Source organism: Streptomyces griseoaurantiacus, from assembly GCF_036189845.1.
Taxonomy (GTDB): Bacteria; Actinomycetota; Actinomycetes; order Streptomycetales; family Streptomycetaceae; genus Streptomyces; species Streptomyces griseoaurantiacus.
Genome location: NZ_CP108326.1, coordinates 4,415,738 through 4,438,211, shown reverse-complemented (window position 1 = coordinate 4,438,211; position 22,474 = coordinate 4,415,738). Strand labels below are relative to the sequence as shown.

Below are 22,474 nucleotides of genomic sequence, written 5' to 3'. Positions count from 1 at the left end.
CGGCAGCGGCAGCGGCACGGTCACAGCGGCACGATGTCCGGCGCGCCCAGCCGTGCCGCGTCGGCCGTCAGGTCGTCCGGCTGGCGCTGCGACTCGCGTTCGGCCTCGACGCGCTTCTCGTAGTGCCGGACCTCCCGCTCGATCCGTTCCTCGTCCCAGCCCAGCACCGGCGCCATCAGCCGCGCCGCCTCCCGGGCGCTGCGCGTCCCGCGGTCGAAGGTCTCGATGGAGATGCGGGTGCGCCGGGTCAGGACGTCGTCCAGGTGCCGGGCGCCCTCGTGCGAGGCGGCGTAGACGACCTCGGCGCGCAGGTAGTCCTCGGCGCCGGGGAGGGGCGCGCCGAGCGAGGAGTCCTCCGCGATCAGGTCGAGGATCTCCTGGGTGAGCGAGCCGTAGCGGTTGAGCAGGTGCTCCAGCCGCGCCACGTGCAGGCCGGTCCGCGCGGCGGTGCGCGCCCGCGCGTTCCACAGCGCCCGGTAGCCCTCCGCGCCGAGCAGCGGGACGTCCTCGGTGACGCAGTCCGCGACCCGCTGGTCCAGGGCGTGCACCGCCTCGTCGACCGCGTCCTTGGCCATGACCCGGTACGTCGTGTACTTGCCGCCCGCGACGACCACGAGGCCCGGCACCGGGTGGGCGACCGTGTGCTCTCGGGAGAGCTTGCTCGTGGCGTCGGACTCCCCGGCGAGCAGCGGGCGCAGCCCCGCGTACACGCCCTCCACGTCGTCCCGGGTGAGCGGCACCGCGAGCACCGAGTTCACGTGTTCGAGCAGGTAGTCGATGTCGGCGCTGGAGGCGGCCGGGTGGGCCTTGTCGAGGTCCCAGTCGGTGTCGGTGGTGCCGACGATCCAGTGCCGTCCCCAGGGGATGACGAACAGGACGGACTTCTCGGTGCGCAGGATGAGCCCGGTGGTGGAGTGGATGCGGTCCTTGGGCACGACCAGGTGGATGCCCTTGGAGGCCCGCACGTGGAACTGGCCGCGCTCGCCGACCATCGCCTGGGTGTCGTCGGTCCACACCCCGGTCGCGTTGACGACCTGCTTGGCGCGCACCTCGTACTCCCCGCCGCCCTCGACGTCCTGCACCCGGGCGCCGACCACGCGCTCGCCCTCGCGCAGGAATCCTGTGACGCGGGCGCGGTTGGCGACCCGGGCGCCGTAGGAGGCGGCGGTGCGCACCAGGGTGGCGACGTAGCGGGCGTCGTCCATCTGCGCGTCGTAGTACTGCAACGCGCCGACCAGGGCGTCCTTCTTCAGACAGGGGGCGACCCGCAGGGCGTGGCGGCGGGTCAGGTGGCGGTGTCCGGGCAGCCCGCGGCCGTGTCCCCGGGCCATCGACATGACGTCGTAGAGGGCGACGCCCGAACCCGCGTAGAGCCGCTCCCAGCCCTTGTGCTGGAGGGGGTAGAGGAACGGGACCGGCTTGACCAGGTGGGGGGCGAGGCGTTCGAGGAGCAGTCCGCGCTCCTTCAGCGCCTCGCGCACCAGGGCGAAGTCGAGCATCTCCAGATAGCGCAGTCCGCCGTGGATGAGCTTGCTGGACCGGCTGGAGGTGCCCGAGGCCCAGTCGCGGGCCTCCACCAGCCCCGTGGACAGGCCGCGGGTGGCCGCGTCCAGCGCCGTGCCGGCGCCGACCACGCCCGCGCCCACGACCAGCACGTCCAGCTCCCGCTCGGCTATTCCCGCCAGTGCCTCGGCGCGCTGCGCCGGACCCAGTGCCGCTGTCCTCACCGCTGCCTCCCGCTGTCTCTCGCGTCGGCCTCACCCGTGCGGCGAGTCCCGGCCCACATCCCTCATGCCCGCAATTCTGACCGCCTCGCCCCACTTCGGCCACCAGCCGGAACACCCACGCATCCCTGTGAACACGCACGAACACGCACGGACGGGCAGGAACACTCAGGGAGACGCGCCGAACCAATCCAGCAATTCGGTCATATTTACTCCTAGTCTGACATTGCGCTCGCTCATTCTGTCCACCGCGCTTGCGCGCCTGCCCCGCTCCGGTTAATGGGAAGGACGGCCCACTCCATGCCCGCAGATCTCGCCGTCATCGGACTCGGTCACCTGGGCATGCCCCTGGCCCAGGCCGCTGTGACAGCCGGCATTCCCACCGTCGGGTACCGCACCGGCCCCGACGCCGGCTCCCTCACCGCCGCGGAACTGCGCCGCATGCATGCGAGCGGTTTCCGTATCACCTCGGGCCCCGCCGAACTCGGCCGCGTCCGCACCGCCGTCATCTGTTCCCCCACCCCGCGGGACGAGGACGGCACGCTCGACCTGGGTCAGGTGGAGGCCGCCGCCCGGGCCCTCGCGAGCCGGCTGCGCCCGCACACCACGGTGATCCTCGAGTCGGCCGTGTACCCCGGCACCACGGAGGACTTCCTGCGCCCGCTGCTGGAGGAGGGGTCCGGACTGCGCGCGGGCCGCGACTTCCACCTGGCGTACTCCCCGAGCCGCGTCGACCCCGGCAACCGGGGCTTCTCCCCCGCCAACACCCCCAAGGTGATCGGCGGACTGACCCCCGCCTGCACCGAGTCGGCCGCCGCGTTCTACGGCCGCCTCACGGACAAGGTGGTGCGCGCGCGGGGGCCGCGCGAGGCGGAGACCGTGCAGCTCCTGGAGACCAACTACCGGCACGTCAACATCGCGCTCGTCAACGAGATGGCCGTGCTCTGCCACGAGCTGGGCGTCGACCTGTGGGACGTCGTGCGCTGCGCGGAGACCAAGCCCTTCGGCTTCCAGGCCTTCCGCCCCGGCCCCGGCGTCGGCGGTCACACCGTCCCGCTCGACGACCTGGGCGGCCCCCTCGGCCCGGCCGGCGGCCGCAGGCTGCGCATGGTGGAACTCGCCCAGCAGGTCAACGACGACATGCCGCAGTACGTCGTCCAGCGGGCCGCCGCGCTGCTCAACGAGCACGGCAAGTCCGCGCGGGCCGCACGGGTGCTGCTGCTCGGGGTCACCTACAAACCGGACGTCGCCGACCTGAAGGGCTCGCCGGCGCACGAGATCGCCGTACGGCTCACGGAACTCGGGGCCTCCGTCAGCTACCACGACCCGCTGGTGCACTCCTGGAACGTGCTCGACCGCCCCGTGCCACGCGCGGACTCGCTCTACGAGGCGGTCGCGGAGGCCGATCTGACGATCCTGCTGCAACACCACCGCACGTACGACCTGCAGGGGTTGTCGGTCAAGGCCCAGCTCCTCCTCGACACGCGGGGCGCGGCACCGACGGGCGCCGCGCACCGCTTGTGAGCGGGCGCGAGGACGTACGAAGGGGCCCGGTCGCCACGACCGGGCCCCTTCTCGCGCTCACGCCCACGCGCGGCGCGGTGTCACCGCTTGTGCTGCGAGTCCGCCACCGTCACCTCGACGCGCTGGAACTCCTTCAGCTCGCTGTAGCCGGTCGTGGCCATGGCGCGGCGCAGGGCGCCGAAGATGTTCATGGAGCCGTCCGGGATGCGCGAGGGGCCGGTGAGGACCTCCTCGATCGTGCCGACGGTGCCGAGGTCGACCTTCTGGCCGCGCGGCAGTTCCTCGTTGACCGCCTCCATGCCCCAGTGGTGCCCGCGGCCCGGCGCGTCGGTGGCGCGCGCGAGCGGGGAGCCCATCATCACGGAGTCGGCGCCGCAGGCGATCGCCTTGGGCAGGTCGCCGGACCAGCCGACGCCGCCGTCCGCGATGACGTGGACGTACCGGCCGCCGGACTCGTCCATGTAGTCGCGGCGGGCCGCCGCCACGTCGGCGACCGCGGTGGCCATCGGGACCTGGATGCCGAGCACGTTGCGCGTGGTGTGCGCGGCGCCGCCGCCGAAGCCCACCAGGACGCCGGCCGCGCCCGTCCGCATCAGGTGCAGGGCCGCGGTGTAGGTGGCGCAGCCGCCGACGATCACGGGGACGTCGAGTTCGTAGATGAACTGCTTCAGGTTGAGCGGCTCGTGCGAACCGGAGACGTGTTCGGCGGAGACCGTCGTCCCGCGGATCACGAAGATGTCCACGCCCGCGTCGACGACCGCCTTGGAGAACTGGGCCGTCCGCTGCGGGGAGAGCGCCGCCGCCGTGACGACGCCGGAGTCGCGCACCTCCTTGATGCGCTGCCCGATCAGCTCTTCCTTGATGGGCTCCCGGTAGATCTCCTGCAGTCGGCGGCTGGCGTTCTCCGCGGGCAGGCCGACGATCTCGTCGAGCAGGGGCTGCGGGTCCTCGTACCTGGTCCACAGGCCCTCGAGGTTGAGCACCCCGAGTCCGCCGAGCTCGCCGATGCGGATCGCGGTGGCCGGGGAGACGACCGAGTCCATGGGGGCGGCCAGGAAGGGCAGGTCGAACCGGTAGGCGTCGATCTGCCAGGCGATCGAGACCTCCTTCGGGTCCCGCGTACGGCGGCTGGGGACGACGGCGATGTCGTCGAAGGCGTACGCCCGGCGGCCGCGCTTGCCGCGCCCGATCTCGATCTCAGTCACGTCTGTGGCCTTTCCCTGTTGCGTTGCAGCGCCTTCCAGTATCCCCGACGGCCGCGCGGGCGCCCCCGTGCAGGTGGACGAAAGGGCGGCCCCGGGACCTCCCGGGACCGCCCTCCGGCTGCCTCACCCGCGCGGGGAACCCGCCCGCGGGCTCACTGGCGGCTGTAGTTGGGCGCCTCGACCGTCATCTGGATGTCGTGCGGGTGGGACTCCTTGAGACCCGCCGAGGTGATCCGGACGAACTTGCCGTTGCTCTGCAGCTCGGGGACCGTGCGGCCACCGACGTAGAACATCGACTGGCGCAGACCGCCGACGAGCTGGTGGACCACCGAGGAGAGCGGACCCCGGTAGGGCACCTGGCCCTCGATGCCCTCGGGCACGAGCTGCTCGTCGGAGGCGACGCCCTCCTGGAAGTAGCGGTCCTTGGAGAAGGACTTGCGGTCGCCGCGGGTCTGCATGGCGCCGAGCGAGCCCATGCCCCGGTAGGACTTGAACTGCTTGCCGTTGATGAACATCAGCTCGCCCGGCGACTCCTCGCAGCCCGCGAGCAGCGAGCCGAGCATCACCGTGTCGGCGCCCGCGACGAGGGCCTTGGCGATGTCGCCGGAGTACTGCAGGCCGCCGTCGCCGATGACCGGGACACCGGCCTCCTTGGCGGCGAGCGCGGCCTCGTAGATGGCCGTGACCTGGGGGACGCCGATGCCCGCGACGACACGCGTCGTACAGATGGAGCCGGGGCCGACGCCGACCTTGATGCCGTCGACGCCGGAGTCGATCAGTGCCTGGGCGGCCTCGCGGGTGGCGATGTTGCCGCCGATGACGTCCACGTGGGAGTTCGACTTGATCTTGGCGACCATGTCGCCGACCAGCCGGGAGTGGCCGTGCGCGGTGTCGACGACGATGAAGTCGACACCCGCCTCGATCAGCGCCTGGGCACGCTCGAAGGCGTCCCCGGCGACACCCACCGCGGCACCGACCAGCAGCCGTCCCTTGCCGTCCTTGGCGGCCCTGGGGTACTTCTCCGCCTTGACGAAGTCCTTGACGGTGATGAGGCCCTTGAGGACGCCCTGGTCGTCGACCAGCGGCAGCTTCTCGATCTTGTGGCGCCGCAGCAGCTCCATGGCGTCCACACCGGAGATGCCGACCTTGCCCGTGACCAGCGGCATCGGCGTCATGACCTCGCTCACCCGGCGGGAGCGGTCGTTCTCGAAGGCCATGTCGCGGTTGGTGACGATGCCGAGCAGCTTGCCCGCGCCGTCGGTGACCGGCACGCCGCTGATGCGGAACTTGGCGCACAGCGCGTCGGCCTCGGCGAGGGTGGCCTCGGGGTGGATGGTGATCGGGTCGGCCACCATGCCGGACTCGGACCGCTTCACCAGGTCGACCTGGTTGGCCTGGTCCTCGATGGACAGGTTGCGGTGCAGCACGCCGACGCCGCCCTGGCGGGCCATCGCGATCGCCATGCGGGACTCGGTCACCTTGTCCATGGCGGCGGACAGCAGCGGGATGTTGACCCGCACGTTCTTGGAGACGTACGAGGCGGTGTCGATCTCGTCGGGAGCCATGTCCGACGGGCCCGGCAGCAGCAGCACGTCGTCGTAGGTCAGCCCGAGTGTCGCGAATTTATCGGGCACTCCGTCGACGTTGGCAGTCATGACACCTTCCCCATATGGCCTTGCTCGGTGCGGATGTCCATGCTAACGGGAAGCACGGTCGCCTCATTCCACGAACGGGACGCCCGCCCCCTTCGTATGTTCGTACCTTCGTACGCGGCGGGTGACCTGGGCGTTCACCCGGTTCAGGTGTGGGGGGCATCACGGCGGACGCCGTACGCTCCGCCGTGACGCGCCGGACTTCCGCTCCGGCGATTGCCACTGCTACGGCTACTGCTCCGCCAGGGCTCGCAGCCGGCTCAGCGCGCGATGCTGGGCGACCCTGACCGCGCCCGGCGACATCCCCAGCATCTGGCCCGTCTCCTCGGCCGTCAGGCCCACCGCGATGCGCAGCAGGAGCAGCTCCCGCTGGTTCTGGGGGAGATTGGCGAGGAGTTTCTTGGCCCAGGCGGCGTCGCTGCTGAGCAGGGCGCGCTCCTCCGGGCCGAGCGAATCGTCCGCGCGTTCCGGCATCTCGTCGGAGGGGACGGCCGTGGAACCGGGGTGGCGCATGGCCGCCCGCTGCAGGTCCGCGACCTTGTGCGCGGCGATGGCGAAGACGAACGCCTCGAACGGGCGTCCGGTGTCCTTGTAGCGAGGCAGCGCGAGCAGCACGGCGACGCAGACCTCCTGCGCGAGGTCCTCCACGAAGTGGCGGGCGTCCCCGGGCAGGCGCGAGAGCCGGGTGCGGCAGTAGCGCAGCGCGAGCGGATGGACGCGGGCGAGCAGGTCGTGCGTGGCCTGCTCGTCGCCGTCCACGGCGCGGTGTACGAGAGCACCGATCACCGTCGTCTCGTCGTCGCGCATCGGTCCATGGTGCCTTGGTGCCGCGGGCTCCGTGACACCGTGCCCGTACTTGTGCACCGAAGCGTTATGAGCAGGTGCGCCGGAAGCCATGTCCTGCGCCCTCCCCTCCCGCTCGACAGACTCGTCCCCGAGGAACTCCACACCTCAAGGATGCGGCATCCGCGGCGAAACCGGCGGCGGGTGCCCGGCGCACCCCCGTGCCACCCCCGCCCACCTGCCGGTAGGCGGGGTTTCCCGTGCCCCCGCGGTCGTCCACCTAGCGGACCAGACCCCAACGGAAGCCCAGGGCCACCGCGTGGGCGCGGTCCGAGGCGCCGAGCTTCTTGAACAGCCGCCGGGCGTGGGTCTTGACGGTGTCCTCGGAGAGGAACAGCTCGCGGCCGATCTCGGCGTTGGAGCGGCCGTGGCTCATGCCCTCCAGGACCTGGATCTCACGCGCGGTGAGCGTGGGCGCGGCGCCCATCTCGGCGGAACGCAGCCGGCGGGGGGCGAGCCGCCAGGTGGGGTCGGCCAGGGCCTGGGTGACGGTGGCCCGCAGTTCGGCGCGGGAGGCGTCCTTGTGCAGATAGCCGCGGGCACCGGCGGCGACGGCGAGCGCCACGCCGTCCAGGTCCTCGGCGACGGTGAGCATGATGATGCGCGCACCGGGGTCCGCCGACAGCAGCCGGCGCACGGTCTCGACGCCGCCCAGACCGGGCATGCGTACGTCCATCAGAATAAGGTCCGAACGGTCCGCTCCCCAGCGGCGGAGGACTTCCTCGCCGTTGGCCGCGGTCGTCACGCGCTCCACGCCGGGCACGGTCGCGACCGCGCGGCGGAGCGCCTCTCGGGCAAGCGGGGAGTCGTCGCAGACGAGGACGGATGTCATGGCCGCCCTCCGCAGCTGATGCGCGTCACCTTGAGCCTCCAGGCTGGTACGAATCGTCACCGGTGCGGTCGGCGCTCGTGGGCAGTGGATGCACCTGCCCGAGCGCGTATTCCTTCGACCGCCATCCGCACTCTCAACGATGGTCACTCGAAAGAGTTACGGTGCAGCGAGCCGCCTTCGGCACTGTACGTGAGGGCGCGGACACGGTGCAGACATGCGGGGCCGACCCTTCAACTTTCCTCACACCTCGTGCCCCATTCGGCCGTTTTTCTTCCCGTTTGCTGGTGTCTGGAGCTAGATTCGCAATGAGTCATATTTTCATCTCCTTAGATCGTGGTACGTCGTCCTCATGGGCATCGCGGGCATCACCGACCTGACAGCCCTCGATGTGGTGCGGACGGTGCGGACGGTCACGAGCACACATCCGCTCAGAACGGCAACGAGGGGACACGCAATGGCAGATTTCTCCCGCCTTCCCGGTCCGAACGCGGATCTGTGGGACTGGCAGCTCCTCGCGGCCTGCCGCGGGGTCGACAGCTCGCTCTTCTTCCACCCCGAGGGAGAGCGCGGTGCCGCACGGAGCGCCCGTGAGAACTCGGCCAAGGAGGTGTGCATGAGGTGCCCCGTACGCGCCGAGTGCGCGGCTCACGCGCTGGCCGTGCGCGAGCCGTACGGCGTGTGGGGCGGGCTGACGGAGGACGAGCGCGAGGAACTCATGGGCCGCGCGCGGAACCGCCTGGTGTCGGCCGCGGCGCCGGCCTCCTCACGCGGCGAGGACCACGCCTCTCCCCCCTCGCACGACGGCGTCCCGCACTCGGGCGCCTCGCACTCCGGCTTTTCTCACCATTAGTTTCTCGAACAGTTGAAGGAACGTTTCTTCCGATACTGCCGATACTGCCGACATCGCCGATACCGATACGTCGGCGTTTCGCATCACCGAGTAGCGATATAGGGAACGGCAACCCGCCGGACGGTGACGCGCGCGCCTCCGGCGGCCCCTCAGTCCTCCTCGTCGGTGGCCGCCCGACGGTGACCGGCCGCGCGGGACAGTTCCCGCAGCGTGGCCTTCACCGCCGGAACCTGCGCCAGATCGGGCAGGGTGAGCGCGACGACCTCGCGCCGCACCTCGGGCTCCAGCGTCACCGTGCGTGCGCCCCGGGGGCGTACGGACTCGACCGCGAGCTGCGGCAGGACGGCCACGCCGAGGCCCGCGCCGACCAGGCCGACCACGGCCGGGTAGTCGTCGGTCGCGAAATCTATGCGCGGGGTGAAGCCGGCGGCGCGGCACACCTCGACGAGCTGTCCGCGGCAGCGGGGGCAGCCCGCGATCCACGGCTCCTCGGCGAGGTCGCCGATGGCGAGGGAACCGGCCCCGGCCAACCGGTGACGCTCGGGCACCAGCGCCACGAGCCGGTCGGCGAGCAGGGGGCGCACCACCAGGTCGTCCCATTCCTCCGCGCCGCTCGCGCCCGCGTAGCGGAACGCGAGGGCCACGTCGCAGTCGCCCGCGCGCAGCAGTTCGACCGACCGCGGCGGCTCGGCCTCCTCCAGGGAGACCCGGGTCCCCGGATGCGCGGCACGCAGGGCGGCGAGGGCGGTGGGCACCAGCGTGGAACTGCCGCTGGGGAAGGAGACCAGGCGCACCCGGCCGGCGCGCAGCCCCGCGATGGCGGCGATCTCCTCCTCCGCGGCCGTGAGTCCGGCGAGGATGCCCGAGGCGTGCCGGACGAGGGCCTCGCCGGCCTGGGTCAGGCGTATCTCCCGGCCGCCGCGCACGAGGAGCGGCGTGCCGACCGAGGCCTCCAGCGCCTTCATCTGCTGGCTGACGGCGGGCTGGGTGCAGCCGAGCCGGCGCCCCGCCGCAGAGAAGGAGCCGGTGGCGGCCACGGCGCGCAGCACGCGGAGATGACGGGCTTCTATCACCCCACGAATATAAGGCTTTCTTGGATGGCACGGCGAAAAATGCGCGGAAACTTTGAGAGAGCCGCCATTACCCTGCGGCCATGAAGGTTCTCAGCGTGAACGTGGGACGCCCCCTCGCCGTGCCGTACACCACGCAGCCCGAGGGGCTGACGGGCATCGACAAGAGGCCGGCGGAGGGGCCGGTGCGGGTGACGGCCCCGGGCCCCAAGGGCGTCGGGGGCAGCGGGCTGGCCGGGGACGCGGTGTGCGACCGGCGGCACCACGGCGGGAACGACCAGGCGGTGTACGCCTACGCGCGGGAGGACCTGGACGAATGGGAGCGCGTGCTGGGACGCCCGCTGCGCGACGGGGAGTTCGGCGAGAACCTGACGACGGAGGGCCTGGACCTCTCGCACGCCGAGATAGGTGAGCGGTGGCGCGTCGGGGGCGAGGGCGGGCCGCTGCTGGAGGTGACCTCCGGCCGCATCCCGTGCCGCACCTTCCAGGGCCACCTCGGGGAGCGGGGCTGGGTGAAGCGCTTCTCGGAGGCGGGGCTCACGGGGGCGTATCTGCGCGTCCTCGAGGAGGGGACCGTTCGGGCCGGTGACGCGGTGGAGATCGTACGGAGGCCGGGGCACGGGGTGACGACGACGATGGAGTTCCGGGCCACGACGACGCAACGCGAACTGCTGCCGCGGCTCGCGCCGGCCGGGGAGGCGCTGCACACCGAGGTGCGCGAGAAATTGGCACGGCTGCGCGGGGCCGCGCCGGCGTGACGCCGGGGCGACGTGCGACGTGACGGCGAGGCGACGTGCGACGTGACGCCGGGCGCCGGGACGGCGGGACGGCGGGACGGCGGGACGGCGGGGGATGACGGGGCCGGCCCGGTCATGGGTACCGGCACAGGCACCGATGTCGATGTCGGCCCCAGGCAGGTGCCGCTCGCGGACCGTCCGGGATCGCCGGGCCGTCCCGCCCGTCCCGCCGGCCGGGCTGGCCGGGCGGGCCGGCGGGTGGGCCGCGGGGTGCCGTCCCTCGGCGGCGTCCCGACCGAAAAACACCCCCTAGCCTTGGCGCATGACTACCGCTCTGATCACGGGATCGACCTCCGGCATCGGTTCCGCCTTCGCGCGGCGGCTCGGGGCCGACGGCCACAGCCTCGTCCTCGTCGCCCGGGACACCGCGCGCCTGCGCGAGCAGGCGACCGAACTGCACGACCGCCACGGCGTCGAGGTCGAGGTGCTCACCGCGGACCTCGCCACGGACGCCGGCATCGACGCCGTCGTCGCCCGCCTCGGCGACCGTACGCACCCGGTCGACCTGCTGATCAACAACGCCGGCTTCGGCAACAAGGGCCGCTACCTCGACGTGCCGATGGCCGACGAGCTGCGCATGCTCAAGGTGCACTGCGAGGCCGTGCTGCGGCTCACCTCGGCCGCGTCCGAGGCCATGCGGGAGCGCGGACGGGGCGGCGTCGTCAACGTGGCCTCGGTCGCCGCGTTCGTCCCGCGCGGTACGTACGGGGCGTCCAAGGCGTGGATCGTCCAGTTCACCCAGGGCGCGGCGAAGGACCTCGCGGGCACCGGGGTACGCCTCATGGTGCTGTGCCCCGGCTTCACCCGCACCGAGTTCCACGAGCGGGCCGGCATGGGCACGGGCAACATCCCCGGCTGGATGTGGCTCGACGCGGACAAGGTGGTCGCGGCGGGCCTGGCGGACCTGGCCCGCGGCAAGTCGCTGTCCATCCCCGACCCCCGCTACAAGACCCTCCTGGGCCTGGCCAAACTGGCCCCCCGCCCCCTGCTCGGCACGATCACCTCCCGGACGGGACGGAAGTACGGACCGCAGTAGGGACGAGTGGTGAACCCCGGGAGCACTCCCCGGCGTTGAGCCGCAAGGCGCTGCCCGCGCGCTGCCCCCCTCCCCCTGCCCCCGCCGCGTGCCGGGTCTTCACCCGAACGTGTGATCTGCCGGTGGGCAGGGGCCCTGTCCTGTATCGGTGCGGCGTAGCGTCCTCGTGACCACGGTGAACGTGGGATGCGTGGACGGCGTAGGCGGCGTGCAAGGGGAGAGGGCGGCATCGCGTGAGCGGGGACAGCGGTGGCCGGGACGGGTTGTTCTTCGACGGCTCCGGTGCGGGGAGGACGGGCGGTACGGCGGCGGGGGCCGGGGCGCCGCGGGAGCGGGTGCCGGGACGGGTGTGGACCGTGCGGCTGGACCCGTTCGGTGGTCCCTCCTCGGGCGCGGTCCGGCTCAGTTGTTCCTCCCCGGGCTGCGGTGAGCAGCGGCTGCCCGGTGCCCCTGAGGGCCGCAAGGCCGCGGTCGCGCACGTCAATGTGCATCTCGCCGGGATCCGCGCGGGCGGCGGGCCGCGCGGTGAGGCGTGGTGCGGGTGCCGGGCCGCCGACTGCGCCTGGCACTCCCCCGAGATCCTCACGGGACGGCGCGCGGGAACCCGGCAGGTCTCGGGCACGGGGCGGTGCGGGGGGTCCGTCGTCCTGACGGTGTTCGGTGACCGGGCGGGGCGGCTGTGGCGGATCGCCGAGGTGTGCGCGCGCTGTGCGGCGGCCACGCAGGGTTGCCGGGTGCTGGACACGGCCGCCCCGCCGCCGTCGGCGGCACCGTCGGCTCCGGCCCTGGCGGCCGCGGGTGAGCGGGGACGGGAGCCGGTGGTCGCCCTCTTCTCGGACGGCGGGGCACCGGCGGACGGTCCGGGGGCGCCGCCTGCTCCCTTCCCTCAGCCCCGGCCCGTGCCGAAGCCGGGAGCCGGGGGGAGGACGGCCCCGGTGCCCGGTGCCCGCGCGGGCTCGCCACGCGCGGCGGCTCAGCGGTCGAGGCAGTGGGGGAAGATCGCGCAGCGCATCGTGCCGTACGACCTCCAGCCCGACGTGCTGCGACTCGAACTCATCGAACTCGGCGACGCGTTCCGCGCGTACCAGCGCGATCCCGAGCCCGATCTCGCCCTCCTCGCCGGCCTCCACGACCGCAAGGCCCGCGCGTTCGCCCTGTGGGCCGACGTCACCGGCGACCACACGCTGCGCGAGGAGGCCGCGCGGGCGGAGAAGGCCGCGCGGGCCGCCCGCGAGATGAACGAGAACCGTGTCGGCGTGCCCGCGGGCGAGGGCGGCCCCGCGGTCGAGCGGCTGCTGAGCCGCGCCCAGGCCGTGCACGCCCGTACGGTGCTGGCGCACGTCCGGGACCGCGCCCCGCATCCCGAACCCGAGGTGCGGCTCGCGGTGTTCATGCTCACCCTGCGGGCCGCGCGCGCCGGCCTCGGGAACGTCACCGGGCAGGACTTCACCGGTTGGCTGCAGGGGGACGCCGAGTGGGTGCTCCAGCGGCTCGTCGACTCGGGCTGGATGCGGCTGCCCGACACGGTCACCGTGGCCGACGCGCTGGTCGCCCGGTCCGAGGACCCCGCCCAGATCACCGTCCCGACGCTGCTGCCGACCGCGCCCCGCCCGTTCTCCTTCGGCAAGGTCAGCCGTGCGCGACTGTCCGGCTGGGCCCAGAAGGTGGTGGGCGACCGCAAGCTGCGCAAGAAGAAGGCGGGCGCCGCGCCCCGGCTCCTCGCGCTGTACACCGCCGCCCACATCCGCCCCGACGGCCGCCTCGGAGGCGCCGAGGACGACGGCCTCGACCTGTCCGAGGCCGCCAGATTCTGCGGAGTGCCACCGGAGGAGACCGGACCGCACCTCGAACGCCTGCTCGCGGCGGACTGGCTCACCGAGGGCGAGACCGCCCCGGACGCGAACCGGCTCCGCGGACAGCTCTCGCCCCGGGTGCTGTCACTGGGAGCGCTGCTCTGAGAACCGGGCCCGGACCGCGCCCAACCCCGCCACCCCGCGTCCTACGGCCGCTCCCCCGGCTCGTTCCCCGGCTCGTCCGCCGCGGCGCAGAACGCGCGTATCTCCGCCAGCAGCTCCGGGTAGTGCTCTCCGTAGGTCTCGACCGCCGCGCACACCGCGTCCAGGGCGGCGCGCAGCGGATCGGGGTGGACGGCGGCCGGTAAGGCGGGAGAGGCGAAGTGCGGTTGTGAGATACGGCCGCGGGGACGATCGGGGGTCGAGTCCACCACCTCCAGCACACCCACCGCGTACGCCGTCTTCGGTGCGGCCGGAATCAGCGTCCCCGACTGCGGCATTTCCGACGGCGGGGCGGTGCCACGGCCGACACCCGACTGCGGCTGCGGCGGCGGGGGGACCAGTTTCCCCAGGTACTTGCCGAGCCCTTGCCGTGCCGGCCCGGCCACCGGGGAGGGCTGGGACGGTTCCGGCTCTTCGGGAGTGTCCGACCCCTCCGCGGGGATCCACCTCCACCCGGGTTCGGCCGGCGAGGCCAGGGGTTCGTACGGGGGGCGCTCGGGCGGTACGGCCCCGCGTACCGAACGCTCCGGGACGCGCGGATCGGAGCGAAGGGTTTCCGCCATCAAAGTGCTGTAGTGGAACGGTGGGGGCAACGGGGCACCTTCCTCCGCCGCGGTGAGCGCCTCGGCGACCCAGGGCACGTTCGTCAGACCCGCCGTCTCACAGGCCCGGCGGGCGGCGAGCAGTGCCACTCCGCGCCGGGTCCCGGCGGTGGCGGCGCCCAGCGTGTGCACCAGGTCGGGGTCGAAACGGAGCAGGCTCCAGGTGTGGACGCCCAGCGCGCGCAGTTCCTCGCTCGGCAGCCGACCGCCCCACTGCCACGCCTCCCGGTGCAACCGCCGCTCCTCGGCCGCCCGTTCCTCCGCCTCGCGGGCCAGGCGTTCGGCCTCGGCGCGTTCCTCGGGGGTGGGGGGCGGGGGGAGCCGACGCGCGTACTCGTGGTCGCGCGCGGCACTGCGGGAGGTTTGACGGATCACGCGGTCCGGAGCGGGCGGGGCCGGCCAGAACTGCAGGAGGTAGCTGTCCACCTGCGGGTCCTCGTCAGACCTGGTGTCCAGGTCGCGTCCGGCGTCCATCCCCCGGGCGCAGTAACGCACCCGGTGGTCCGTCATGGCCAGGTCCAGTGGCCATGAAGCCGTGCCCGCCCACTGCTCGAGATGGGTGCGACCGGAGACCGGGCGGAACGAGACCTCCACGACGTCTTCCCAGACCGGGTCCAGGGCGGGAGGCTCGTCGTGGATTTCGACGGTGAAGCCGACACGGCCCGAGTGCAAACCTGTGGTCAGGTGGAGGGCACCGGGCACGGCCGCCCCGCAGAGGCCCACCGTCTGGCCCGCGAACGCGTCGGCGACGCCCGGGACGGCGCCTCCCGGACCGCTCTCGACGTAGAGCTGCCAGTAGGTGACGTGAACCTCACCGCTCACCGGTGTGCGCATGATGCCCCTCCCGCTTGGCGTCGTCTGCCCCGCAGCATGGCGTACGGCACTGACAGCGGGCCTTGTCGCGCCCCGGGCACGACAAGGCCCCGCGCCCCCTTTCCGGGGCGCGGGGCCTGTGCGTCGTTCAGCGGGCCGTGCTCAGTGGGAGTGGCCGTGGCTGTGGCCCGCGGCGGCCGGCTCTTCCTCTTCCTTCTTCTCGACGACGAGGGTCTCGGTCGTCAGGAGGAGGGAGGCGATGGAGGCGGCGTTCTCCAGGGCGGAGCGGGTGACCTTGACCGGGTCGATGACGCCGGCCTTGACCAGGTCGCCGTACTCGCCGGTCGCGGCGTTGAAGCCCTGACCCTTGTCGAGCTCGGCCACCTTGGCGGTGATGACGTAGCCCTCGAGGCCGGCGTTCTCGGCGATCCAGCGCAGCGGCTCGACGGCGGCGCGGCGGACGACGGCGACACCGGTGGCCTCGTCGCCCTCCTTGCCGAGGTTGCCCTCGAGGACCTTGACCGCGTGGACGAGCGCGGAGCCACCACCGGAGACGATGCCCTCCTCGACCGCGGCGCGGGTCGCGGAGATGGCGTCCTCCAGACGGTGCTTCTTCTCCTTGAGCTCCACCTCGGTGGCGGCGCCGACCTTGATCACGCACACGCCGCCGGCCAGCTTCGCGAGGCGCTCCTGGAGCTTCTCGCGGTCCCAGTCGGAGTCCGTGGTCTCGATCTCGGCCTTGATCTGGGCGACGCGGCCCTGGACGTCGGCGCTGTTGCCGCCGCCGTCGACGAGGGTGGTGTCGTCCTTGGTGACCGTGACGCGCCGGGCGGTGCCCAGTACCTCCAGGCCGACCTGGTCGAGCTTGAGGCCGACCTCCTCGGCGATGACGGTGGCACCGGTGAGGGTGGCCATGTCGCCGAGCATCGCCTTGCGGCGGTCGCCGAAGCCGGGGGCCTTCACCGCGACGGCGTTGAAGGTGCCGCGGATCTTGTTGACGACCAGCGTCGACAGGGCCTCGCCCTCGACGTCCTCGGCGATGATCAGCAGCGGCTTCGAGGAGTTGGTCTGGATGATCTTCTCGAGCAGCGGCAGCATGTCCGCGATGGAGGAGATCTTGCCCTGGTGGATGAGGATGTACGGGTCCTCGAGGACGGCCTCCATGCGCTCCTGGTCCGTCACGAAGTACGGCGACAGGTAGCCCTTGTCGAAGGCCATGCCCTCGGTGAAGTCCAGCTCCAGACCGAAGGTGTTGGACTCCTCGACGGTGATGACACCGTCCTTGCCGACCTTGTCCATCGCCTCGGCGATGAGCTCGCCGACCTGGCTGTCCTGGGCGGACAGTCCGGCGACCGCGGCGATGTCGGACTTCTCGTCGATCGGCCGCGCGGTGGCGAGCAGCTCCTCGGAGACGGCCTTGACGGCGGCGTCGATGCCCTTCTTGAGGGCGGCCGGGGAGGCACCGGCGGCGACGTTGCGCAGGCCCTCGCGGACCAGCGCCTGGGCCAGCACGGTGGCGGTGGTCGTACCGTCACCCGCGATGTCGTTGGTCTTGGTCGCCACCTCCTTCACGAGCTGGGCACCGAGGTTCTCGTACGGGTCCTCGACCTCGACCTCGCGGGCGATGGTGACACCGTCGTTGGTGATGGTGGGAGCGCCGAACTTCTTGTCGATGACGACGTTGCGGCCCTTGGGGCCGATCGTCACCTTCACCGTGTCGGCAAGCTTGTTGACGCCGCGCTCGAGGGCGCGACGGGCGTCCTCGTCGAACTTCAGGATCTTCGCCATGGGAGCGTGAGCCCTCTTTCGAAATCTGGGTGAAAAAGGCACTGCGCCCCGGACGCCCGGCTACTGGTAGGTCGCGGGGGGCCAGGGGCGCAGCTCACAGCACGAGTGCTGAGGTGAATTACTTCTCGATGATCGCGAGCACGTCGCGGGCCGAGAGGACGAGGTACTCCTCGTTGTTGTACTTCACCTCGGTGCCGCCGTACTTGCTGTAGAGCACGACGTCGCCGACCTTGACGTCGAGCGGAAGGCGGTTGCCGTCCTCGAAGCGGCCCGGGCCCACGGCCAGGACGACGCCCTCCTGGGGCTTCTCCTTGGCGGTGTCCGGGATGACCAGGCCAGAGGCCGTGGTCTGCTCGGCGTCCAGCGGCTGGACCACAATGCGGTCCTCGAGCGGCTTGATGGCAACCTTGGAGCTGGCGGTCGTCACGATCCGACCTCCCCCTTCGGAGATCTCACGGGGTTAACTGTCTGAGGTGGCGACCAGGTCGATCCGTCGTCGCGGGTGCCGGACCTGCCCGTCGCGTTGTTGGCACTCTCCTGTGGGGAGTGCCAGAGCCGAGACTATGACTGCGATTAGCACTCGGTCAAGCGGAGTGCCAGTTCGCTGTGCCGCTGTGTCGGAATCGGGGCGCCGCCGGCCGGGCGCGCGGCGACCTGGAAAGGTCCTTCGGCCGGGCGCCCGGCGCTCTCACAGGTAGTCCTCCAGGCGGGCCACCGCGTAGCCCTCGGCCGTGACCTTGTTCAGGAAGCGGCGCATGTCGTCGACCATCGTGCCGTCCCACTCGTCCTTGCCGCGGAAGTGGGTGAGGACGATGTCCCCGGGGTGCAGGCTGCGGTCGTCCTCGCGGTACTCCCAGTGGTCGACGTAGACCTCCTCGTTCCAGATCGGCGCGTACTTGACGCCGCAGGACTTCGCCGCGACCAGGGTGTCCCGGTTGTAGTTGCCGTAGGGCGGGCGCAGCATCCGGGGGCGCTTGCCGAACTGCTCGCGCATGATGTCCTGCATGGCGCAGATCTCGTGCCGCTGCTCCTCGTACGACAGCCCCGGCAGGTAGGGGTGGTGGAGGGTGTGGTTGTCCACGCCCGCGCCCAGGTCCCGCATCCGGCGGAAGTAGCCGTAGTCGTCCTTGACCAGGTAGTTGCTGAGGAACGCCGTGTAGGGGACCTTCAGTTCGCTCATCATCCTGAGGAAGTCGGGGTCCTTCTCGGCGCCGTCGTCGATGGTGAGGAAGACGACCCGGTCCTCGGTGGGGACGGTGGTGAAAACCGGCGGCAGGTCCTCGCCGTCCTCGACCTCGAAGCCCTCGCGGGTGGTGATGACCGGTTTCCTCGCCGGGGGCGGAGGGGCCGTGAGGGGTACGCCCTTCAGGCCCCAGCGCTTCGCCGCGGCGACTCGCGCGTGGTGCGCGGCGCGCAGCCTGGAGGCGTAGGAGTCCAGAGCGCGCGCCGGGGGCGCCTCGAGTTCCCGGGTGCCGCCCTGTGCGTCCTGTGCGCCGGGTGTGCCGGAGGACGGGGGTGCGGCGGAGCATCCGGAGGCCAGTGCGGCCGCCGCGAGCAGCGCGAGAGCTCCACGCACCGCCGCCGGCGCGGCCCCGCACGCCCCTCGCGCGGCTTTCACACCCCTTGCGCGATATTCATCGTTTTGTCGTACGAGTCGCATGGCGCCGGATCCTCGCAGTCACCCGCCCCCGCTCCCGCCCGACACCGCGACCCGCCGGTCACCGTCCACCGACCGGCCGGTCATCGTCCACCGACTGGCCGACACTGGACCACAATGGCCAGGTGAACGACGCCTCCTTCGCCGCCCTGCTCACCACGGAGGGCCGCGCCCTCCTCGACGAGGTGCGCGGCACCGACCCGGCGCGGGAGCTGGCCGTCGCCACCCGGCTGCGCCGCACGCACCCCGCCGAGCTGGTGTCCGCGGCCCTCGCCCAGGCCCGGCTGCGGCAGCGGGCGGCGGCGAAGTTCCCGGCCGCCGACGCCGAGCGGATGTTCTTCACCCCGAACGGCGTCGAGCAGTCGACCCGCGCCACGGTGGCCGAGCACCGCGCCCGGCGGCTGCGCGCACTGGGCGTCACCTCCGTCGCCGACCTGTGCTGCGGCATCGGCGGCGACGCCCTCGCGCTCGCCCGCGCGGGCATCCGGGTCCTGGCGGTGGACCGGGACCCGCTCACCGCGGCGGTGGCGCGGGCCAACGCCGAGGCGCTCGGGCTCGCGGGACTGATCGAGGTGCGCGAGGCGGACGTCACCGAGGTCGACACCTCCGGCTACGAGGCCGTGTTCGTGGACCCGGCGCGGCGCACCGGCGGCCGGGCGGGCGGGGGGCGGGTCTTCGACCCGGAGGCGTACTCGCCGCCGCTCTCCTGGGCGGTGACCGCCGCCCGCGCCGCCCCCTTCGCCGCGCTGAAGGTCGCGCCCGGCATCCCCCACGAGGCGGTGCCGCAGGAGGCGGAGGCGGAGTGGATCTCCGACGGCGGGGACGTGAAGGAGGCGGTGCTGTGGTTCGGCACCGAGCCCGGCCTCGTCCGCTCCACGCTGCTGCCCGCCGGGCACACCCTGCGCGGGCGCGGCCTCCCCGACCCGCCGGTCCGTCCCCTGGGCCGCTACCTCTACGAGCCGGACGGCGCCGTCATCCGGGCCCATCTGGTCGCCGAGGTGGCCGAGGAGGTCGGCGGCGGGCTCCTCGACGCGAGGATCGCGTACGTCACCGCCGACGCGCCCCTGCCCACGCCGTTCGCGAGCCGCTACGAGATCACCGACGAACTCCCCTTCAACGTCAAGCGGCTGAAGGCGCTGCTGCGCGACCGGGAGGTCGGCGTCCTGACCGTCAAGAAGCGCGGCTCGGCGGTGGAGCCGGAGGAACTGCGGCGCAAGGTGCTGCCGAAGCCGTACGGCCGCGCCGCGGTGACGGTGTTCCTGACCCGGCGGGAGGACACGCCCGTGATGCTGCTGGGGCACCCCGCGCCCTGAGGGCGGGCCCGGGCCGCGTCCCCGGACCGCCCGGCACTACACCTGTTCGAACCGCCACCGGTGCACCGGGCGGGTCACCAGGCCCTCGCCCGGCTCCGGCAGTTCGGGCAGGCCGGGCTCGTCGTAGGGGGCGTCCCACCAGGTGATGACGAGGACCCTGTCCTGTGGGGCGCGGAAGGTCTCGCGACGCAGCGGCGCGGGGGTCAGCTCATGCGCCCCCGCCCATGCCAGCAGTTCCTCGCCGCGGCCGGCGACCGCCCGGGCCTCCCACATCAGCGCGACGGTCATGAGTACGGGTCTCCCTCCACGTTTCCCTTCACGAGTACAGGTTCTCCTTGCTGACCTCGTGCACGTGGTCGTGCCCCTCGTGGTGTCCGTGGCCGGGCACGTGGGACTCGGTGACCGGCAGGGAGGAGTCCGCCGAGAGGTCCCACGCCGAGGCGGCACGGTTGCGGGCCACCATCTCGGCGCCCAGGGCGGCGACCATCGCCCCGTTGTCCGTGCACAGCTTGGGGCGCGGCACGCGCAGCCGGATGCCGGCCGCCTCGCAGCGCTCCTGGGCGAGCGCGCGCAGCCGGGAGTTGGCGGCGACGCCACCACCGATCATCAGATGGTCGACGCCCTCGTCCTTGCAGACCCGGACGGCCTTGCGGGTGAGCACGTCCACCACTGCTTCCTGGAAGGAGGCCGCCACGTCCCGCACCGGCACCTCCTCGCCCGCCGCGCGCTTCGCCTCGATCCAGCGGGCCACGGCCGTCTTGAGGCCGGAGAAGGAGAAGTCGTAGGGGGCGTCGCGGGGGCCGGTCAGTCCGCGCGGGAAGGCGATGGCCGACGGGTCGCCCTCGCGGGCGTAGCGGTCGATGACGGGGCCGCCGGGGAAGCCGAGGTTGAGCACCCGGGCGACCTTGTCGAAGGCCTCGCCCGCCGCGTCGTCGATGGTGGCGCCCATCGGCCGCACGTCGGAGGTGATGTCCGAGGAGAGCAGCAGCGAGGAGTGGCCGCCGGACACGAGCAGCGCCATCGTCGGCTCGGGCAGCGGACCGTGTTCGAGCTGGTCCACGCAGATGTGCGAGGCGAGGTGGTTGACGCCGTAGAGCGGCTTGCCCAGCGCGTAGGCGTAGGCCTTCGCCGCCGAGACGCCGACCAGCAGCGCCCCGGCCAGCCCGGGGCCGGCGGTGACGGCGATGCCGTCGAGGTCACGGGCGGTGACCCCGGCCTCCTTCAGGGCCCGTTCGATGGTCGGGACCATGGCCTCCAGATGGGCGCGGGAGGCGACCTCGGGGACCACGCCGCCGAAGCGGGCGTGCTCGTCGACGCTGGAGGCGACGGCGTCGGCGAGCAGGGTGGTGCCGCGCACGATGCCGACGCCGGTCTCGTCGCAGGAGGTCTCGATGCCGAGGACGAGGGGCTCCTCGCGTCGGGCGGCAGCTGAGTCAGCCATGGAGGTCGGTTCCTTGTACTGGTCCTGAGGGACGGCCTGGTCCTGAGGGAAGGCCGGAGGGGGGTTCCGCTTCCGGTGCGGGCGGGGGCGCCGGGTCGGCCACCGCGGTGGCCGGGTCCGTCAGGCGCATCACGACGGCGTCCACGTTGCCCGGCTGGTAGTAGCCGCGCCGGAAGCCGATGGCCTCGAAGCCGAAGCGCTCGTACAGCTTCTGCGCGCGCACGTTGTCGACGCGGCACTCGAGCAGGACCTCGCCGCACTCGAAGGCGGTGGCGGCCCGCAGCAGTCCGGTCAGCAGCCGGCCGCCGAGTCCGGTGCCCCACTGGTCGCGGGCGACGGCGATGGTCTGCACGTCGCCCTGGTCGCCCTGGGCGGCGAGGCCCGCGTAGCCGACGATGCGGTCCCCGGCGAGGGCGACGTAGTAGCGGCGGGTCGCCTCCGGGCCGCGCGAGTGGGCGAGCTCGGACCAGAACATGCCGCGCGACCAGGCGTCCTCGGGGAACAGGTCGCGTTCCAGGTCCAGCACGGGGTCGATGTCCCACCAGCGCATCTCGCGCAGGACGGGCGCGGGGGACTCGGGGGTGCCGGCGCCCTCGGGGGTGCCGGGTGTCTCGGGCCGGGTCACTTGGGGGTGACCACCTTGTAGTTCTTGGGCACCTGCGCGTCGGGGCGGCGCAGGTAGAGGGGGCGGGGCGGCAGCAGTTCCGCGCCCGCGGCCAGCCGCTCCGCCGCGAGGGCGGCCAGCGCGGCGGCCGACACGTGCTCGGGGCCCCGCACGTCCGGGAATGCGTCCGGGTAGAGGGCGGCGCCCGCGCCGACGGCGGGCAGTCCGGCGACCGCCTCCGCGAGGTCGGCGGGACGGTCGACGGCCGGCTCGGTGACCCGGGTGCGCGGGTCCTCGTACCGCGCCCAGTAGACCTCCTTGCGCCGGGCGTCGGTGGCCACGACGAAGGGGCCGCCGAGGTCCGTGCCGGCGGCCTCGTAGGCGAGGGCGTCGAGGGTGCACAGGCCGTGCACCGGGACGCCGAGCGCGAGCCCGAAGGTGTCGGCGGTCATCAGGCCCACGCGCAGCCCCGTGTAGGGGCCGGGGCCGACGCCCACGACGACGCCGGTGACGGCGTCCAGCCGGGTGCCCGCCTCGGCGAGGACCCGGTCGACGGCGGGCAGCAGCAGCTCCCCGTGCCGGCGGGCGTCCACCTGGTTCGAGGAGGCGAGGACGGACGTGCCGTCGTGCAGCGCGACGGTCACGGCGGGGGTGGCGGTATCCAGAGCGAGCAAGAGCACGCGAACAGCCTACGGCGCCGGAGCCCGC

Annotated in this window: 20 protein-coding genes; 6 read left to right on the top strand and 14 right to left on the bottom strand. The window is 72.6% G+C overall.

Annotated elements, in window-relative coordinates:
* Positions 1–20 precede the first annotated feature (20 nt).
* Positions 21–1,727: a glycerol-3-phosphate dehydrogenase/oxidase gene (locus OHB09_RS19860; RefSeq protein ID WP_328728693.1), complete on the bottom strand. Its 1,707-nt coding sequence runs from the start codon at positions 1,725–1,727 to the stop codon at positions 21–23.
* A 297-nt stretch (positions 1,728–2,024) separates the two neighbouring features.
* Here OHB09_RS19860 and OHB09_RS19855 point away from each other — a divergent pair, with 297 nt between their 5' ends.
* Positions 2,025–3,248 (top strand): nucleotide sugar dehydrogenase, encoded by a 1,224-nt coding sequence (locus tag OHB09_RS19855; RefSeq protein ID WP_328922318.1) that lies wholly within the window; start codon positions 2,025–2,027, stop codon positions 3,246–3,248.
* Between the two features lie 80 nt (positions 3,249–3,328).
* Here the strand turns inward: OHB09_RS19855 and OHB09_RS19850 are convergent, their stop codons facing one another.
* From OHB09_RS19850 to OHB09_RS19835, 4 genes are all read right to left on the bottom strand, one after another.
* Positions 3,329–4,453, bottom strand: a complete 1,125-nt coding sequence (locus OHB09_RS19850; protein ID WP_006140855.1) for a GuaB3 family IMP dehydrogenase-related protein — start codon at positions 4,451–4,453, stop codon at positions 3,329–3,331.
* A gap of 152 nt (positions 4,454–4,605) precedes the next feature.
* Positions 4,606–6,108, bottom strand: a complete 1,503-nt coding sequence (gene guaB / locus OHB09_RS19845) for an IMP dehydrogenase (RefSeq protein ID WP_006140857.1) — start codon at positions 6,106–6,108, stop codon at positions 4,606–4,608.
* Positions 6,109–6,336: 228 nt separating this feature from the next.
* Positions 6,337–6,912, bottom strand: coding sequence for a sigma-70 family RNA polymerase sigma factor (locus OHB09_RS19840; RefSeq protein WP_006140858.1), 576 nt, complete (start codon positions 6,910–6,912; stop codon positions 6,337–6,339).
* A gap of 256 nt (positions 6,913–7,168) precedes the next feature.
* On the bottom strand, positions 7,169–7,780 hold the full coding sequence (locus tag OHB09_RS19835) for a response regulator transcription factor (protein ID WP_003948568.1): 612 nt from the start codon (positions 7,778–7,780) through the stop codon (positions 7,169–7,171).
* Positions 7,781–8,234: 454 nt separating this feature from the next.
* Here OHB09_RS19835 and OHB09_RS19830 point away from each other — a divergent pair, with 454 nt between their 5' ends.
* A complete protein-coding gene (locus tag OHB09_RS19830; RefSeq protein ID WP_050811224.1) occupies positions 8,235–8,630 on the top strand; it encodes a WhiB family transcriptional regulator in 396 nt (131 codons plus the stop codon).
* Between the two features lie 149 nt (positions 8,631–8,779).
* Here OHB09_RS19830 and OHB09_RS19825 read toward each other — a convergent pair whose 3' ends face one another.
* Positions 8,780–9,703, bottom strand: coding sequence for a LysR family transcriptional regulator (locus OHB09_RS19825; RefSeq protein ID WP_167792782.1), 924 nt, complete (start codon positions 9,701–9,703; stop codon positions 8,780–8,782).
* Between the two features lie 80 nt (positions 9,704–9,783).
* Between OHB09_RS19825 and OHB09_RS19820 the strand changes: the two genes are divergently transcribed.
* The 3 genes from OHB09_RS19820 (at position 9,784) to OHB09_RS19810 (ending at position 13,491) form a co-directional block, all read left to right on the top strand.
* Complete coding sequence (locus OHB09_RS19820) at positions 9,784–10,458, top strand: MOSC domain-containing protein (RefSeq protein WP_191854527.1); 675 nt, start codon at positions 9,784–9,786, stop codon at positions 10,456–10,458.
* A 301-nt stretch (positions 10,459–10,759) separates the two neighbouring features.
* Positions 10,760–11,533 carry an SDR family NAD(P)-dependent oxidoreductase gene (locus OHB09_RS19815; protein ID WP_093593835.1) on the top strand — a complete coding sequence of 258 codons (774 nt, stop codon included), beginning with the start codon at positions 10,760–10,762 and terminating at the stop codon, positions 11,531–11,533.
* Positions 11,534–11,766: 233 nt separating this feature from the next.
* Positions 11,767–13,491 (top strand): hypothetical protein, encoded by a 1,725-nt coding sequence (locus OHB09_RS19810; protein WP_328922317.1) that lies wholly within the window; start codon positions 11,767–11,769, stop codon positions 13,489–13,491.
* A gap of 41 nt (positions 13,492–13,532) precedes the next feature.
* On the opposite strand, the gene OHB09_RS19805 is transcribed toward OHB09_RS19810, so the two are convergent.
* From OHB09_RS19805 to OHB09_RS19790, 4 genes are all read right to left on the bottom strand, one after another.
* Complete coding sequence (locus OHB09_RS19805) at positions 13,533–14,984, bottom strand: hypothetical protein (protein WP_319118447.1); 1,452 nt, start codon at positions 14,982–14,984, stop codon at positions 13,533–13,535.
* 141 nt (positions 14,985–15,125) lie between these two features.
* A complete protein-coding gene (groL, locus tag OHB09_RS19800; protein ID WP_006140867.1) occupies positions 15,126–16,751 on the bottom strand; it encodes a chaperonin GroEL in 1,626 nt (541 codons plus the stop codon).
* A gap of 118 nt (positions 16,752–16,869) precedes the next feature.
* Positions 16,870–17,178, bottom strand: coding sequence for a co-chaperone GroES (gene groES / locus OHB09_RS19795; protein ID WP_009190181.1), 309 nt, complete (start codon positions 17,176–17,178; stop codon positions 16,870–16,872).
* Positions 17,179–17,439: 261 nt separating this feature from the next.
* The gene (locus OHB09_RS19790; protein WP_191890227.1) at positions 17,440–18,411 is read right to left on the bottom strand and encodes a polysaccharide deacetylase family protein; all 972 of its coding nucleotides are present in this window, start codon (positions 18,409–18,411) and stop codon (positions 17,440–17,442) included.
* Between the two features lie 122 nt (positions 18,412–18,533).
* Between OHB09_RS19790 and OHB09_RS19785 the strand changes: the two genes are divergently transcribed.
* Positions 18,534–19,721 carry a class I SAM-dependent methyltransferase gene (locus OHB09_RS19785; RefSeq protein WP_093593823.1) on the top strand — a complete coding sequence of 396 codons (1,188 nt, stop codon included), beginning with the start codon at positions 18,534–18,536 and terminating at the stop codon, positions 19,719–19,721.
* Positions 19,722–19,757: 36 nt separating this feature from the next.
* Here the strand turns inward: OHB09_RS19785 and OHB09_RS19780 are convergent, their stop codons facing one another.
* The 4 genes from OHB09_RS19780 to tsaB form a co-directional block, all read right to left on the bottom strand.
* Positions 19,758–20,009 carry a hypothetical protein gene (locus tag OHB09_RS19780; protein ID WP_006140871.1) on the bottom strand — a complete coding sequence of 84 codons (252 nt, stop codon included), beginning with the start codon at positions 20,007–20,009 and terminating at the stop codon, positions 19,758–19,760.
* 28 nt (positions 20,010–20,037) lie between these two features.
* Positions 20,038–21,162: a tRNA (adenosine(37)-N6)-threonylcarbamoyltransferase complex transferase subunit TsaD gene (gene tsaD / locus OHB09_RS19775; RefSeq protein WP_006140872.1), complete on the bottom strand. Its 1,125-nt coding sequence runs from the start codon at positions 21,160–21,162 to the stop codon at positions 20,038–20,040.
* Complete coding sequence (rimI, locus tag OHB09_RS19770) at positions 21,155–21,712, bottom strand: ribosomal protein S18-alanine N-acetyltransferase (protein ID WP_234527812.1); 558 nt, start codon at positions 21,710–21,712, stop codon at positions 21,155–21,157. Before rimI ends, tsaD begins: the two co-directional genes overlap by 8 nt.
* Before the next feature lie 71 nt (positions 21,713–21,783).
* Positions 21,784–22,446 carry a tRNA (adenosine(37)-N6)-threonylcarbamoyltransferase complex dimerization subunit type 1 TsaB gene (gene tsaB / locus OHB09_RS19765; RefSeq protein ID WP_040895589.1) on the bottom strand — a complete coding sequence of 221 codons (663 nt, stop codon included), beginning with the start codon at positions 22,444–22,446 and terminating at the stop codon, positions 21,784–21,786.
* Between the last annotated feature and the right edge of the window lie 28 nt (positions 22,447–22,474).